Below are 14,641 nucleotides of genomic sequence, written 5' to 3'. Positions count from 1 at the left end.
GAACCCGTCTACCAGGAGCTTTCTTCCTGCCCGCCGCCGGGGTCATCCGCCCAACCTCCCGTCAGGTTGGAAACGGCTCAGTGAATCTCTTTCATCCTGTGCTGTCGGGTGAACCAGGCTGGTCAGGGGCGGTGACGTGGCGAAGCCCCTCGTCGTTGGTGTGGTGATCTCACTCAACACGCCGACGGCCGGGGGGCTTCGTTGGTTCCGTATCCTTCCACGCTCGATGTCCCGCACGAGCTGGTCGAGCATGTCTCATGGCTCATCTACGCCCGAAGGTGTGAACGCCACGCTCGCCGGCGCAGGTTGAGCTGCTTGCGTCAGGCACAGCTCGCCCTTGCCCACCTGCGCAAGAACGAGACGCTCGCCCGGCTCGGCGCAGGGTTCGGCGTCTCCGAAGTGACGGCCTGGCGGTACGTGGACGAGACGGCCGACGTCCTCGCCGCCTGGGCGCCCGGCCTGCGCGAGGCCCTGACCGGCCGCGGCGAGGACGACTCCGTGGTCCTGGACGGCACCCTGATCCCCACCGACCGGGTCGCGGCGGACGAGCCGTACTACTCCCAAAAGCACAAGAAGCACGGCATGAACGTGCAGGTCGTCGCCGCACCCGACGGCACCCCCCTGTGGTTCTCGCGGGCCCTGCCCGGACGCACCCACGACCTGACCGCCCCCCGCGCTCACGGAGTGATCGAGAACTGCCACACGCGGGAGATCCCCGTCCTGGCCGACCGTGCCTACCAGGGCGCCGGCGCTACCGTCCGCACCCCCTACTACCACCACCACGAACTGCCCGATCACTACCAGCAGTACAACCCGGACCACGCCCGACTACGCGCCCCGGGCGAACGCGCCTTCGCACAGCTGAAAACGTGGCGCCTCCTTCGTCGAGCCCGATGCTCGACCAACCGCATCGGACGCATCGTCGCCGCCGTCCACACCCTCCTGATCTGCGGATACGGAGGATGAAAGAGGCTCACTGATGATCTCGTCGGTAACTCGCTCACGGTCGCTACTCATGGGCTGAGACTACGATCAGCCGCGTCACCTCGTCGACGTAGTGGTCTCACCGACGCCCCCCACCAGCATGAGTAGGTGAAGGGCGCAGTCCCTTAAAACGCGAGACGCTTCGTGGCACTCGCCGACGACACTCAGCGAACGGACAGCAGGCACCGATCACATACGAACAACAGTCAGTTACCCTGATATTTGCCGCATAACAGTACGAACAGGTGCCCACTCCTCGGGGGCAAGGCCCGAAAGTGCCGAAGAGCCTGAGATGCCCGGGGTGGTGGTCATCACAAACCCAGGTGTGTGCCCCTTGAACCGCCCCCACCTGCTGGAACACCACTGGCAAGATTCGGCAGAACGCCTCGGCTGCGTCTTCTCCGACTGGCGGCAGGCCGATGTCGTCGATGACGATGAGGTCCCGGTCGCGGCGCTGAGCGTCTCCAGGGTGAACCAGGACACTCGCAGGTCGTTCTTGACCGACCATAGCTCGCGCCACGGCTGCGGCATGGCTGGGCCGGGCCGCCAGGAGTGGTGACGACACCGGTGGCGGCGGTAAGGCAGCGCATGTTGTTCGGGTAGGTCCCTGGGCGTATCAGGATGACCGGGCTTCCCGGGCCATGTGTACCGCTCCGTCCGTCGTGGCCGCCCCGCTACCGGTCGCGACACCGGGGCAGGCGTCGAGCCCCGGGTGAAGGCGTCGGCGATCTCGGACGATGCGATGCGGCGTCCGTGAGTCGCCAACCGGGTAGTTCGCCGGACATGTGCGTGACGGGACCGGCGGTGCCTGCGCAGCGCAGGGGGTGTGGCACCGGCGGGCTGATGTCCGGCACGTGGGCTTCGGACACTTTCGTGTTCTGGGCCCCCGGTGTGCGGTTCGGTTGGCAAGGCTGTCGTCGGTCGGTGCCGTCACTCCTGGCGGCCGTAGGCGCGGACCGCGAGTGGGCAGAAGACGACGAACAGGATGGCCGACCACAGCAGAGTGACGCCGATGCTTCCGTTGTCCGGTGTCCCGTTCAGCAGAGCGCGGCAGGCATTCATGACGTGGGTGACGGGGTTGATGTCCGCCCAGGCGTGCAGCCATCCGGGCAGGGTGTCGATCGGGGCGGCCAGGCTGCTGCCCAACTGGAGCGGCAGGAAGGCGATGAAGCTCAACGACAGTACGACGTCGGCGCTCTTGACGAGGACACCGATGAACACCATGAGCCAGCTCAGGCAGAACCCGAACATCATGGCGAGTCCGGCCGCCCCCAGTGCGGCGAGGGCGCCGCCCTGGACGCGGAACCCGAGCAGTGCGCCGATGCCGAACAAGACCGCCACGGCGATCAGATAACGGAGGATGTCCGCCAGCACGGAGCCGAGCAGCGGAGCCGTACGGCTGATCGGAAGGCTGCGGAAGCGGTCGGTGACGCCGTTCTTCAGATCGAGATTGATGGCCGAGCCGGTGGAGATCATGCCCGCAAGCCCGGCGCCCATGACGAGGATTCCGGGGAACAGGTACTGGAGGTACTCGGCGGTGGTGCCGGCGACCGGGCGGCCGAACAGGTAGAGAAACAGGACCATGAACAGTGCGGGGGTGACGATGCCGTTCATGATGGGGCCGGGGTTCCGGCTGGTCTTGGCGAGGCTGCGCCGGGCGAGGACCGCACTGTGCCGGAGGGTGCCGAAGCGTGGGGGCCTGGGAGTCTCGGAGAGGGATGTGGTCATGCTGCGTCCTTGGCTTCGGTGGTGGGAGCCCCGGTCAAGGACAGGAAGACCTCGTCGAGGCTGGGAAGGCGGAACGCGAACTCACTGACGTTGATGCCGTGACCCAGGAGCTGGGCGGTGATCTCGAAGAACTCCGCGTCGCCGGCGACCGGCACGATGAGTTCGTGGCGGCGTGACCTGTCGGGCTCCCGTCCCGCGACCTGGGCGACGATCGCGGCGGCGGGGTCGAGGTCGCCGAGATCGGACGGTCGCAGAACGATCGTGTGCCCGCCGACCTCGCGCTTGAGATCGGCGGGTGTGCCGGACGCGATGACCCGTCCGTGGTTGATGACGGTGATCGCGTCGGCCAGGGCGTCGGCCTCTTCGAGGTACTGCGTCGTGAGCAGGACCGTGACGCCGTCCTGGGCGAGCCCGCGGATCATCTGCCACACCTCATCGCGCTTTCCGGGGTCCAGCCCGACCGACGGCTCGTCGAGGAACACCACCTCGGGCCGCCCCACCAGGCTGGCGGCGAGGTCGAGCCGGCGTCGCATCCCGCCCGAATAGGTGGCGACGGGCCGGTCGGCCGCATCGTCGAGGCCGAAGCGGGACAGCAACTCACCGGCCCGCCGACGGGCGTCGGGCCGCCCGAGGTCCAGGAGCCGGCCGATCATGACCAGGTTGGACCGTCCGGACAGCTCGTCGTCGACGCTCGTGTGCTGCCCCGACAGCGCGATGCGCCGGCGAACCCGAGCCGGATCCTGCCGGACGTCGATCCCCGCCACGCGCACCTGGCCCGCGTCGGGGCGCAGCAGGGTCGCCAGCACCCGGATGACGGTCGTCTTGCCGGCGCCGTTGGGCCCCAGCAGTCCCAGCACCTGTCCGCGCGGAGCCACGAGGCTCACTCCGTCGACCGCGGTCGTCCGGCCGAACCTCTTGACCAGTCCGTCGACCTCGAACCCCAGGTCACCCACGATCAACCTCCGATGTTCACTGTTTTCTGATGGCATCAACATCTGGATGCCGTCTGTATCATGGCACGGCGGAAGCGGAAGCGGCACAGAAGGGGAGACGATGGCGAGGCTGACCCGCGCACAACAGCAGGAACGGACCCGTGCGGTGGTGCTGGCCGCGGCCCGGCAGGAGTTCGCCGAGCACGGCTTCGGCGAGGCCAAGATCGACAGGATCGCCGAGAGGGCCGAACTGACCAGGGGCGCGGTCTACTCCAACTTCACCGGCAAGCGCGCGCTCTACCTCGCCGTGCTCGCTGAAGCCGCCGAACACGCCCGAGCCTGCGCCGAACCACCGCTGGAATCGCCCGACTCACCCGGAAGGGCACTCGGGGCATTCGCCCGAGTCTGGCTCGAACGGCTGCCCTTCACCGGCGACACACCGGGCTCCGGACATCTTCAGCTCAGCTCGCTGTCCGGAGTGCTCGACACTGAGCCGACCCGGGCCGCGTTGGCCGAACTCGTCCGGTTCGAAGCCCTGCTGCTCGCTCTGGCAGTCGAGCCACGTACCGCCGTGCGCGCCCGGACGGTGCGACTGGCCGGGCTGGCGCTGACCCTGCTCCACGGCGCGGCCGCTCTCGCGGAGAACGCCTCCGGGGTCGGCGACCCGTTCGACCTGGCCCGCGCCGCCGAGCACCTGGCCGAGATCACCCTGATCGACGATTCGGAGCCGCCACACCTGTCCTTCGTCGCCCCGGCACAGCCGGCGGAAGACCAGTGGGCAGCGCCGCAGGGACTGCGCGACGAGGTCACCGGCCGTCAGGTCGACCTGGACGACGACGGCGTGGTGGTCGTGCTGGGCGTGAGACGTTTGTCCGCAGCCGTGGAGGCGGTGCGGTCGGCGCGGTTGTGTGACGAGGTGACACTCGTCGTGGTGACGGACGATCCCGCCGAGGTCGGCCGACTGGCCCGGCTTCGGATCGTCGATCTCGTCGGCTGTCTACGACGGGTGTTCGCGGCCGGGGAACTACCGCGGCTGCGCATCGTGTTCGACGACGGCGGCACGGTTTCCGCGGCCGTCGGCCGGGACTCGGCCGACGATCACACCGAGGTCGCGATCCGGGTGCGCGACGGGCTGATCGTGGCACGCGCGGACGGACGCGGCGCCGGCCACGCCGTGGCCGAGGGCGGCGCCCTCGAAGGACGCGGGCAGCGTGAGAGCGCGGATTCGGGGAGACTCACTGACGAGGCGTAGACGGGGCGCGCATGATCGACGGGTTGTCCGGTTCCGTCGGTCGGTCCGTGCCAACGCTTGGACGCCGTCCCGGCGTTGGAGCGGACCGTACGGGGGCCGCCGATGCAGCCCGCAGTGCCCGAGCGCCACAGCTTCGACCACGTGCGGCACGGCACCGGGCCAGGACTTGCTGGCCGAGCCGACCGCCGGACCGGGCCCGGCCCGGCAGTCCGGGTCATCTGCGACAGGATCTCCGGACCAGCTCACCGGTAACCGAGGAGCACGACCCGGCCAGTGTCTCCGTCCACCTCGACCATCGCGCCGTCGCGCAGGACCGTCGTCGCGTCCGGAATTGCCATGACGGCCGGGAGTCCCTGCTCCCGTGCCACGATCGCGGCGTGGGAGAGCGTGCCACCGGTCTCGGTGACAACCCCGGCAATGACACCGAACAGCGGGGTCCACGCAGGGTCCGTGGTCCTGCACACGAGTACGTCGCCGGGCCGCACGCGTGGGAAATCGCTGGGGCCGACTACCACGCGGGCCGGTTCAGCGGCGGAGCAGGAACTTCCGGGCGTACCCGTGCGAACGTTGCTCTCCCCGGTGGCGTCCGGCGGGGCCGCCGACCTGGCGGGGAGGGCGCTGGTCACCGGGCGAGCCTGGAGGATCCAGGTCGAGGGCCTCCTTGGTCGCGGCCAGCGACAGCCTGGTCACCCGGTCGGTCTGCGGCAGCAGCCGGCTGGGCACATGGTCCTCGGCGACGAAGTCGGGTACCTCGCCGGTGAGTCGGACCGGGTAGCCGGAGGCGTCGAACCGGGTGACGGGACCGGTGCCGCGTTCCCCGCGCAGTGCGGCCGCCCACCAGGCCGCCGTGCCGAGGCCGTTGGGCGCGGCGACGCCGATCCCGGTCACCACCGCCGTCGCGGTCATGCGGCCTCCGCCGGCCGCGGGCGGGTGAGGACGATGGCGCTCTGGAAGCCGCCGAAGCCGCTGCCGACGCTGAGCACGGTGCGCTGTGCGCTGTGTGCGGGCGGTGTGCGGGGCGTAGTCCAGGTCGCACTCCGGATCGGGAGCGTGCGGATTGGTCGTCGGCGGCACGGTGTTGTGGGTGATGGCCTGCGCGCCGGCGGCCACCTCCGGCGAGCCGATCGCGTCCGGTGAGTGGCCGATCATCGACTTGATGGAGCTGACCGGGACGTTGTGGGCGTGGCTGCCGAGGCCGCGCTTGAATGCAGCCGCCTCGTGCCGGTCGTTCTGCCGTGTGCCGGAGCCGTGCGCGTTGACGTAGTCGACGGGGTGCGGTCGAGCCGCGCCTCGTCGAGCTCGATCCTGATCGCCTCGGCCATCTCGCGGCCGTCGGGGCGCAGTCCGGTCATGTGGTACGCGTCGCTGCGGCTGGCTCCCGTCCGCCGATGGCAGGAGCACCGGGAAACACCACCGTGGTCACGCAGGTGGCCGCATCCCTGACGGGGGCAGGGACGCCGCCACCGGGGTCCGGCGAAGGGCCGGTCCACGGTGGGGTCAGGGGTTGACGCGGGTTCCGACGCGGGAGTCGGACAGGCTTCAGTGGCTGAGCTTCGCGAACCGGCGCAGGGCGAGCGGGAAGAACAGCGCCAGCAGGGCCAGCGGCCAGAGCACGGAGGCCCAGACGTGACCGGGCTCGCCGCCGACGCCGCCGGTCAGGTCCCGTACCGCCGTCGCGGTCTGGGACATGGGGTTCCACTGGACCACCGTGCCCAGCCAGTCCGGCATGGACTCGGGGGCCGCGATGGCGTTGGACAGGAAGCCCACCGGCCAGACCAGGATCTGCACGGCTTGCACGAGTTCCGGTTTCCCGGCCACCAGCGCCAGGTAAATGCCGATCCACAGCATCGCGAACCGGAACAGCAACAGCAGCCCCACGGCGCCCAGGAACTCGCCCGCCGTCGTGTGGGGCCGCCAGCCGATCGCGTACCCGACACCGATCATCAGGGCCAGGCTCAGCGCCGACTGCAGCATGTCCGCCGCCGAACGGCCCACCAGAATGGCGCCGTTGGCCATCGGCATGGACCGGAAGCGGTCGATCACGCCCTTGTTGAGGTCCTGGGTGACCGCGATCACCGTGCCCTCCAGGCCGAAGGCCATGGTCAGCGCCAATGCTCCGGGCACCAGGTAGTCGATGTAGTCGCCGCCGACCTCCCGCCCGCCGCCGATCAGATAGCCGAACATCAGCAGGATCATCACGGGGAAGATCACCCCGACGACCACCCGCACCGGCTGCCGCCCCCCGTGGGAGAGTTCCCGCCGGGTCATGGTCCAGGAGTCGCTCAGGAAGCGGGCGGGCCCGCCCCCCTCACGCACCGCGTTCGTGCCGCTCACCGCGCTCACACCGCCTCCTTGGCCTGAGCCACGTCCGACTCCGCCGTCTCCTCGGAGCGCCCCGTCAGCCGCAGGAACACCTCGTCCAGGGTGGGCCTGCGCAGCGCGATGTCCTCCGCCTCGATGTCCGCCGTCTCCAGGGCCCGCACGACCTGGGTGAGCGCACTCATCCGGTCGGCGACCGGAGCGCTGAACCGCCGGCGGTCGACGTCCACCGAGATGTCCTCGGCATCGAACGGCAGCAGGGCCACCGCGGCGCCCAACTGCCCGGCGTCGCGCAGGACCACGTCGATACGGTCACCGCCGATACGGGCCTTCAGGTCGTCGGCGGTGCCGTCGGCGATGACCCGCCCCCGGTCGACCACCGAGATGCGGTCGGCCAGTTGGTCGGCCTCCTCCAGGTACTGGGTGGTGAGCAGCACGGTGGTGCCGCCGCCGACCAGGGAGCGCACCGAGGCCCACACCTCGGCCCGGCTGCGCGGGTCGAGTCCGGTCGTCGGTTCGTCCAGGAACAGCACCTCCGGCTCGGTGATCAGCGAGGCGGCCAGGTCGAGCCGCCGCCGCATGCCACCGCTGTACCGCTTGACCTGCTTGCCGCCGGTGTCCGTGAGGCCGAAGCGCTCCAGCAGTTCGTCGGCGCGGGTGCGGGCACGCCGGGCGCCGAGGTGGTAGAGCCGCCCGAACATCTCCAGGTTCTGCCGGCCACCGAGTTCCTCGTCGAGCGCGGCGTGCTGGCCGAGCAGACCGATGCGGGCACGCACCCGGCCGGCCCGCTTCAGGACGTTGTACCCGGCCACTTCCACGCGGCCCGCGTCCGGCCGCAGCAGGGTGGTCAGCACCCGTACCGCGGTGGTCTTGCCCGCGCCGTTCGGACCGAGCAGTCCGTGCACGGTGCCGCACTCCACCCGCAGGTCCAGCCCGTCCAGGGCGGCCTTCTCGCCGTATCGCTTGCGCACGCCCTCGACGACGATCCCGTCGGCCATGCGTCTCCTCCGGATAGCATAGTCAAACTTGACTACTTCTTACTCGGGACAGTTAACGTCGTCTCGGGCGAGTTAGTCAAACTTGATTAGGGTGCGTCACGAGGCCGGGCTTCGCCAGGAAGGGGCCGACGGTCTCGTTCTGGGGCTGGGCGGATCGAGTCCCTCGCCTCTCTGGCTGAAGGCGTTGGCCATCGCCGGGGGCGTCCTCCTTGCCCTGGCGGCTGATCGGATCCCGACCCGCATCCGGGCCCGGCAGGGCGTCACCGGCCTGCGCGGTCCCGCGCGTGAGAAGCGCGGGCGCACCGTCAACGCCTGCGCGGCCATGTTGATCTGCGCACTTGCTGTCGGCCCGGACCTCCGTTGGGTCTGGGCCGGGCTGGGCCTGGCTGTGTTCCTCTACACCTGGTTCGTGCCGCGGAAGCAGGTCCGCGCATGACGGCCGAGCTGAACGACGTGTTCCGAACGGTCACCCGCATCCGGATCGCGGCGTTCCTCTCCGGTTGCGACGAAGCGGAGTTCCGCGCCGTCCAGGAGTACTGCGGCCTCTCGCCCTCGAACCTCTCCAAGAACGTCTCCGCCCTCGAGGACATGGGCTACGTCGCGGTCCGCAAGGGCTACGTCGGCAAGACGCCCCGAACATGGCTCGCACTCACCGACGGCGGGGCGAGCCGGCCCTGCGTGGGCTTGTTCGCCAACTCCCGCCACGCGGCGCCATGTTGAACCGCAGCTGATTCTCGCCTACCTCTGATGAGGGGCTCTGTGAGCCGGTGCCCCGTTGGACATGTGCGCCGATTTGGACTTTCTTGCGATTCGCCCTCCGGGGCGCCCATTCCTGTGCACTATGTGTGGGCGGGGGGTCACGGTCAGTTCTGGTCGCGGATTCAAGGAGTGCGGGTTGAGTAGGCAGACAGCGTGGACCCGGGCGCTCGGTGGGGGCGAGGGTGGGGGAGAGAAGGCGGGGCGCCGAGGCACGGTTCGTTATCTGAAGGACGAAGCGGTTCCCTCTGCGCCGCGGTTGCTGCTCGGGGAAGCCCTGCGCAGCAGGCGCACGACCCTGTGCCTGAAGTTGCAGGACGTTGCCGCCCGGATGGGCTGCTCCGGCTCGAAACTGAGCCGGATCGAGAACGGGCATCACGCCTTCAAGGAGAAGGACCTGTTGCAGTTCTTCGCCGTGTACGAGATCGGGGACGGTGAGCAGCAGCAGCATCTGCTCGCCCTGGCCGAGATGGCCAACCAGCCGACGTGGTGGCAGAAGTGGTCGACCGCCACCCAGCCCTACTTGCAGGCAGTGATCAGCTTCGAGGACATGGCGAGCCGGATCAAGGTGAGCAGTGCTCATGTGCTGCACGGTCTGCTGCAGACGCCCGCGTATGCCGAGGCGCTGATCCGGCGCGGGCGGGGCGAAAGCGACGTCCACGATGCCCTGTTGGAGTTGCGCAAGGAGCGTCAGGAACGGTTTGCCGCCGCGCCGGACAAGGTCCTCATAGCCGTGATGTACGAGGCCGCGCTTCGGCACGGAGTGGGTGATCCGGAGATCATGGCCGATCAGATGGACCATCTGGTCAACCTGTCCAGCGGGCGCAAATTCCAGCTGCGCCTGGCGGAGCAGGGGCGGTTCAACCTGCCGGTCGAGCTGGGCACCACGACGATATTCGACTTCGAGGGGCGGGTGCCCAAGGTCGCTTACCAGGAAAGCGTGGACGGTGGACTGTTCGTCCAGGACGAGGAGCTGGTCGACTACCGCGAGATCCTTTTCGACCAGCTGCGCGCTCGCTCGCTGGGGCCCGACGCGACACGGCGCAAGCTCCAGCACCTGGCCCACCATTACCATTCGTCCAAGCGGCGCTGACCGGTGGACGCGCCCGTCCCCGTCAGGGCTTGCGTGCGACGCCGGCGTAGAGGGACACCTGCCGTTCGGTCAGTATGCCGGGCCCGCTTCCGGCCTCCGGATGCCACTGGTGGGCCAGAACCACTCCCGGCTCCTCCAACTGGAGACCGTGCTCGTCGAAGAACCGTTGGACCTCCGGCCGCGTCCGCACCTGGACCGGGGTCCCTCGCTGTATGTAGGTGTCCGTGATGGCCTGCCACGCCTCGGGGTCGAACTCCCCCGTGCAGTGGCTCATGCTCAGATAGGAACCCGAGGGCAGGGGATCCAGCAGGCGTCCGACGATGTCGTACGGCTGTTGCGCGTCGACGACGAAGTGCAGGAGGGCGTGCAGGCTGAGGGCGACCGGGCGGTTCAGGTCGAGGATGTCCCGTTCCTCGACGGCGGCCCAGACCTCCTCCGGTCTGGTGGCGTCGGCCTGGACATAGCCGGTGCGCCCTTGAGGAGATCCGTCGAGGAGTTCGTCCGCGTAGACGAGGACGATGGGGTCGATGTCGACGTAGACGACTCGGCACTCGGGTGCGACTTCCTGCGCCACATCGTGAAGGTTGGGTGCGGTGGGGATACCGGTGCCCACATCGATGAATTGACGGATTCCCTTATTGGCCAGGTAGCGGACGGCTCGATGCATGTAGGCCCGATTCACCCTGGCCACGGTCTCGATCGCCGGGAATACCCGAATCACCTGTGTGGCGGCTTCCCGGTCCACGGCGTAGTTCGTTTTCCCGCCGAGGTAATAGTCGTACATGCGTGCACTATGGGCCTTGTCCTGCCCTAAGTCCGATGTCGCGCCGCCCTGTCCTTGTCCAGGCGCAGGCTGCTCTCCCACGGCACACCCCCAGGTTTCCGCCGAATCCGCCCACGTCAACGGCCGGATGCACTTGCATTATCTCTATAGATACTGGCCGGTTACCGACGATGTCCAGAGCTGCTCGATATCGCCGACGTGCAGTCGGAAAAGTTTCGGGCCCGGCCTGCCCTCGGGTTGTGCCGGGTGCGGAGCGGGCGGGCCGGTCGTGCCGGACGCACCATTTGCAGATGCGGGGGGTGCGTCCGGCGAAGACCCCGAGCCGTTCAGAGGCGTCCCCGCTTCACGGCGACCACGAAGGTCCGCGCGGCGGCGGCTGAAACCTCCACTACGGTCCCGTTGTGCCGCTTGGAGTCGTCGAACAGAACCGCCCCGCCCGGCGGCTGTGCGACCTCGACGCATTCTCCTTCCGGATTGCTGTGCGAACTCTTCCGCCAGACCGCGCCGGCCTGGTCGGCGTCCTGGCGTGACGTGTGCGTCGGCTTCCTCACCGGACTACCTCCTGCGGTGAACGAACACCCCGTTGTCGAGATGCAATTGCATCTCGCCCGACCAGTTGAGGATCGCCCCTTTATCGGTGATGTATGCATGCTTGGGGCAACAATGTCTGGATTCAGCCCGTCGAGGCGTGCAAGTGCAATCAGTGGGACTGCCGGTTCATCGCACTGTCGCACCGGTTGTCGTGGGGCCCTGTCGCTGGTGACGTGCAATTCGTACACAGCTCGTACGGACCGGCGGTACTCCACGGCCGCGGACGGTCCGGTCAGGGGAATTTCGCCAGGCGGATAATGCCCATGTCAAATGCCGCTTCGAACGGCGCGCGGTTTCCCATCCTCAAGTTGCTTGCGGGGAGGCCGTCTTCAAGAGGCACCTCTGTGGTTTCCCCGGCCGGGAGGGGAAGAGCGGGGGACTACTGAGCGCCTACCGTCGTACCCGCTCGGTCATCAGCGCCGAGCGGCAACAGTGCCCCGGCAGTTGATTGGCGTCCTCCACCGGGGCCTGTGCCACGACTCTCCGAGGAGATCGCGTTGACCCCCTCCCCGTGGCGGCGTCGCCGTAAACCGGGCTGTTCTCCCGGGCCCGCTCCCAGCCGTCCCCAGTCGTACTTCACACACATCGCGCTCGTCCTCGAACTGATACGCCGGCAAGCGGGCATCGACCACGCGGTCCTGGCGGACAGGATCGGAGTCGGCCACACATACCTGACCGGTGTCCTCACCGGCGCTGTCTTCCCGCCGAAGCGCTTCATCCTCCAATACGCTCGGACTTGCGGCGCGGACCCGCAAGTCCTCCTGCGCGTGTGGGAAGACGAGCGAGGACGCCGCCTTGCGTCGAGCACCGGCAGCTCGGCCTCGGCAGGGCCGGGCAACTCGTAAGCGGGTGGGCGAAAGAGTGCTCCCTTCCGGTCGGGAGCACTCTTTGCCGATGCGGCACCCGTCGAAGGCCGGGCCTAGCGGTAGACCATGCCGCCGTCGATGAGCGGCGACTGCCCGGTCATGTAGTCGGAGTCGGGCCCCGCGAGGAACGACACGAAGGCGGCCACGTCCTCGGGCTTCTCCAGGCGTCCGAGTGCGATCTTCTTCGCGTAGTCCTCGGTGCTCTCCCCCTGTTCGCGGCCACTGGCCCGGGAGATCTCGCTGTCGATGCCCGCCCACATCGGTGTCTCGACGATGCCGGGGCAGTAGGCGTTGACCGTGATGCCGTAGTCCGCCAGGGCCATGGCCGCGGACTGGGTGAGTCCTCGGACGGCGAACTTCGACGTGGCGTAGATCGGCAGGCTGGGGTCGCCCGCGTGGCCCGCCTGCGAGGACGCGTTGACGATCTTTCCGCCGTGGCCGAGGGCGCGGAACTTCGCCGCGGCGGCCTGTATCCCCCACAGCGTGCCCATCACGTTGACGGCGAAGACCTTCTCCACGTCCTGCTTGCGGAACGTCCAGCAGTGGCTTGACGGGGGCGATGCCCGCGTTGTTGACCACCACGTGCAGGTTGCCGAGTTCCGAGGCCGCCTGGTCCACGGCCGCGAACACCTGGTCCCGGTCGGTGACATCGGCCGTCACGCTCACGCTCCTGCCGCCGGCGGCGGCGATCGAGTCGGCCACCCGCGCGGCGTTGTCGCTGACCATGTCCACGACCGCGACGGCGAAGCCGTCGGAACTCAGCCGCCGGGCGATCGCGGCGCCGATCCCCTGACCGGCCCCGGTGACGAGCGCCACCTTCTGATCCGCAGTGCTGTTCATCTCGCTCCTTCCTGCTGCCGCGCGGCCACTACGGGCGGCCGGCCACGGCAGGGCGTTGCACGCGTGACCGTCAGGCCGGTGCGTCGATCGGCACGACGTTGATCAGCTTCTTGGACACGAACTCCTGGATGCCCAGGCCCGCCAGTTCGTGTCCGTAGCCGGACATCTTCACGCCGCCGAACGGGAGGTCGGCCTTGGTCCAGGTCGGGTGGTTGACGAACACCATGCCGGTGTCGATCTTCCGCGCCACCTCGGCCCCGTGCTCCTCGTCCTGGGTGAAGACGGAGCCGCCCAGCCCGTAGCGGGAGTCGTTGGCGACCCGGATCGCCTCGTCCTCGTCCTTGACGCGGAAGATCAGCGCGACCGGGCCGAAGAACTCCTGGTCGTAGGCGGGGTTGTCGGGCGTGATGCCGGTCAGCAGCGTGGGCTGCACGAAGGCGCCGGTGGTCGGGACCGGGTCGCCGAGCGGGGTCGCCTCCGCGCCCGCCTCGACCGCCGCCCGCACCTGGTCGTTGAGCTTGTCCGCCGCGGACTGCGACGACATCGGCGGCAGCGTGGTGTTCGGGTCGGCCGGGTCCCCGGCGCGGAGGTTCGAGACCGCGGCGCTGAACCGTTCGAGGAAGGCGTCGGCGATCTCGTCGACCAGGATCAGCCGCTTGGAGGCCACACAGCACTGGCCGCCGTTGTTCATCCGCCCCCACAGCGCCCACTCGACGGTCTTGTCGAGGTCGGCGTCCGCCAGGACGATCAGCGGGTCGCTTCCGCCCAGTTCCATCGTGGTCTTCTTGAGGGCGCGCCCGGCACGGGCCGCGACGGCCGCCCCCGCCTCCTCGCTTCCGGTCAGCGCGACCCCGCGGATCCGGGGGTCGTCGATCAGCCGGTTGATCTGGTCCCTGGTGGCGTACAGGTTCGTGTACGCGCCCTTCGGCGCACCGGCCTCCTCGAACAACCGCTCGAAGGCGGCGGCCGACTGCGGCACGATCGAGGCGTGCTTGACCATGAGGACGTTGCCGGCCATCAGGTTCGGTGCCGCGACCCGCGCGAGCTGGTAGTAGGGGAAGTTCCAGGGCTGCACGCCCAGCAGCACGCCCAGCGGGGTGCTGACCACCACGGGATCGCCCTCGGAGGGATCGGCGGGGTGCAGGGACCTGGGCGCCAGGAACTCCTCGGCCCCCTCGGCGTAGTAGTCGATGATCGAAGCGGTCAGCTCCACCTCGGCGAGGCTCTCCGCGGCCAGCTTGCCCATCTCCAGCGTCAGGTACCGGGCGAACTCCTGCGGACGCTCCCGGAGGATCTCGGCGGCCCGCTTGCACACGGCCTTGCGCTCGTCGAAGGACAGCGCGTTCCACGACTCGAACGTGCTCTGGGCGGTGTCCAGCAGCTCGTCCACCTGCTTGTCGGTCAGGTCCGGGAACGTGGCCTCGGTCTGGTTGGTGTACGGGTTGACGGTCTGGTACGCCATGGTGGTTCTCTCCTCTTTCTTCCTTGCGTCTTTCTT

General features: G+C 68.9%; 15 protein-coding genes and 4 pseudogenes. 7 read left to right on the top strand and 12 right to left on the bottom strand.

Annotated elements, in window-relative coordinates:
• Window positions 1–160: 160 nt before the first annotated feature.
• Window positions 161–966 (top strand): annotated as a pseudogene (locus AC4IHM_RS14695) (transposase family protein).
• Window positions 967–1,318: 352 nt separating this feature from the next.
• Window positions 1,319–1,543 carry a hypothetical protein gene (locus AC4IHM_RS14690; protein ID WP_490867486.1) on the top strand — a complete coding sequence of 75 codons (225 nt, stop codon included), beginning with the start codon at window positions 1,319–1,321 and terminating at the stop codon, window positions 1,541–1,543.
• Window positions 1,544–1,914: 371 nt separating this feature from the next.
• Here the strand turns inward: AC4IHM_RS14690 and AC4IHM_RS14685 are convergent, their stop codons facing one another.
• The gene (locus tag AC4IHM_RS14685; protein WP_490867485.1) at window positions 1,915–2,712 is read right to left on the bottom strand and encodes an ABC transporter permease; all 798 of its coding nucleotides are present in this window, start codon (window positions 2,710–2,712) and stop codon (window positions 1,915–1,917) included.
• Entirely contained in the window at window positions 2,709–3,665 is a 957-nt protein-coding gene (locus AC4IHM_RS14680; RefSeq protein ID WP_490867484.1) for an ATP-binding cassette domain-containing protein, read from the bottom strand. The genes AC4IHM_RS14685 and AC4IHM_RS14680 overlap by 4 nt, the downstream gene beginning before the upstream one ends.
• A 100-nt stretch (window positions 3,666–3,765) precedes the next feature.
• Between AC4IHM_RS14680 and AC4IHM_RS14675 the strand changes: the two genes are divergently transcribed.
• Window positions 3,766–4,896: a TetR family transcriptional regulator gene (locus AC4IHM_RS14675; protein ID WP_490867483.1), complete on the top strand. Its 1,131-nt coding sequence runs from the start codon at window positions 3,766–3,768 to the stop codon at window positions 4,894–4,896.
• Between the two features lie 242 nt (window positions 4,897–5,138).
• On the opposite strand, the gene AC4IHM_RS14670 is transcribed toward AC4IHM_RS14675, so the two are convergent.
• The 5 genes and pseudogenes from AC4IHM_RS14670 to AC4IHM_RS14650 form a co-directional block, all read right to left on the bottom strand.
• On the bottom strand, window positions 5,139–5,381 hold the full coding sequence (locus AC4IHM_RS14670; protein WP_490867482.1) for a PEP-utilizing enzyme: 243 nt from the start codon (window positions 5,379–5,381) through the stop codon (window positions 5,139–5,141).
• A gap of 40 nt (window positions 5,382–5,421) precedes the next feature.
• Window positions 5,422–5,775: pseudogene (locus AC4IHM_RS14665) on the bottom strand (hypothetical protein); the annotation flags it as partial.
• A gap of 23 nt (window positions 5,776–5,798) precedes the next feature.
• Window positions 5,799–6,272, bottom strand: a pseudogene (locus tag AC4IHM_RS14660) (beta-ACP synthase); the annotation flags it as partial.
• A gap of 163 nt (window positions 6,273–6,435) precedes the next feature.
• The gene (locus tag AC4IHM_RS14655) at window positions 6,436–7,164 is read right to left on the bottom strand and encodes an ABC transporter permease (protein WP_490870838.1); all 729 of its coding nucleotides are present in this window, start codon (window positions 7,162–7,164) and stop codon (window positions 6,436–6,438) included.
• A gap of 71 nt (window positions 7,165–7,235) precedes the next feature.
• The gene (locus AC4IHM_RS14650) at window positions 7,236–8,213 is read right to left on the bottom strand and encodes an ATP-binding cassette domain-containing protein (protein ID WP_490867481.1); all 978 of its coding nucleotides are present in this window, start codon (window positions 8,211–8,213) and stop codon (window positions 7,236–7,238) included.
• A 91-nt stretch (window positions 8,214–8,304) separates the two neighbouring features.
• Here AC4IHM_RS14650 and AC4IHM_RS14645 point away from each other — a divergent pair, with 91 nt between their 5' ends.
• The 3 genes from AC4IHM_RS14645 (at window position 8,305) to AC4IHM_RS14635 (ending at window position 10,062) form a co-directional block, all read left to right on the top strand.
• Complete coding sequence (locus AC4IHM_RS14645) at window positions 8,305–8,649, top strand: hypothetical protein (protein WP_490867480.1); 345 nt, start codon at window positions 8,305–8,307, stop codon at window positions 8,647–8,649.
• On the top strand, window positions 8,646–8,933 hold the full coding sequence (locus tag AC4IHM_RS14640; protein ID WP_490867479.1) for a transcriptional regulator: 288 nt from the start codon (window positions 8,646–8,648) through the stop codon (window positions 8,931–8,933). Before AC4IHM_RS14645 ends, AC4IHM_RS14640 begins: the two co-directional genes overlap by 4 nt.
• A 175-nt stretch (window positions 8,934–9,108) precedes the next feature.
• Entirely contained in the window at window positions 9,109–10,062 is a 954-nt protein-coding gene (locus AC4IHM_RS14635) for a helix-turn-helix domain-containing protein (RefSeq protein ID WP_490867478.1), read from the top strand.
• Between the two features lie 22 nt (window positions 10,063–10,084).
• Here AC4IHM_RS14635 and AC4IHM_RS14630 read toward each other — a convergent pair whose 3' ends face one another.
• Both AC4IHM_RS14630 and AC4IHM_RS14625 read right to left on the bottom strand, forming a co-directional pair.
• Window positions 10,085–10,927: an SAM-dependent methyltransferase gene (locus AC4IHM_RS14630; RefSeq protein ID WP_490867477.1), complete on the bottom strand. Its 843-nt coding sequence runs from the start codon at window positions 10,925–10,927 to the stop codon at window positions 10,085–10,087.
• Window positions 10,928–11,172: 245 nt separating this feature from the next.
• A complete protein-coding gene (locus AC4IHM_RS14625; protein ID WP_490867476.1) occupies window positions 11,173–11,397 on the bottom strand; it encodes a DUF397 domain-containing protein in 225 nt (74 codons plus the stop codon).
• 510 nt (window positions 11,398–11,907) lie between these two features.
• On the opposite strand from AC4IHM_RS14625, the gene AC4IHM_RS14620 reads away from it, so the two are divergent.
• Window positions 11,908–12,282 carry a helix-turn-helix domain-containing protein gene (locus AC4IHM_RS14620; RefSeq protein ID WP_490867475.1) on the top strand — a complete coding sequence of 125 codons (375 nt, stop codon included), beginning with the start codon at window positions 11,908–11,910 and terminating at the stop codon, window positions 12,280–12,282.
• 74 nt (window positions 12,283–12,356) lie between these two features.
• Here AC4IHM_RS14620 and AC4IHM_RS14615 read toward each other — a convergent pair whose 3' ends face one another.
• The 3 genes and pseudogenes from AC4IHM_RS14615 to AC4IHM_RS14605 form a co-directional block, all read right to left on the bottom strand.
• Window positions 12,357–12,821: an SDR family oxidoreductase gene (locus AC4IHM_RS14615; RefSeq protein ID WP_490867474.1), complete on the bottom strand. Its 465-nt coding sequence runs from the start codon at window positions 12,819–12,821 to the stop codon at window positions 12,357–12,359.
• Window positions 12,822–12,897: 76 nt separating this feature from the next.
• Window positions 12,898–13,143 (bottom strand): annotated as a pseudogene (locus AC4IHM_RS14610) (SDR family NAD(P)-dependent oxidoreductase); the annotation flags it as partial.
• Between the two features lie 70 nt (window positions 13,144–13,213).
• Entirely contained in the window at window positions 13,214–14,605 is a 1,392-nt protein-coding gene (locus tag AC4IHM_RS14605) for an NAD-dependent succinate-semialdehyde dehydrogenase (protein ID WP_490867473.1), read from the bottom strand.
• Window positions 14,606–14,641: the final 36 nt, after the last annotated feature.

The sequence above is a fragment of the Streptomyces sp. SL06 genome (assembly GCF_058244745.1).
This window is presented reverse-complemented; position numbering and strand designations above follow the sequence as displayed.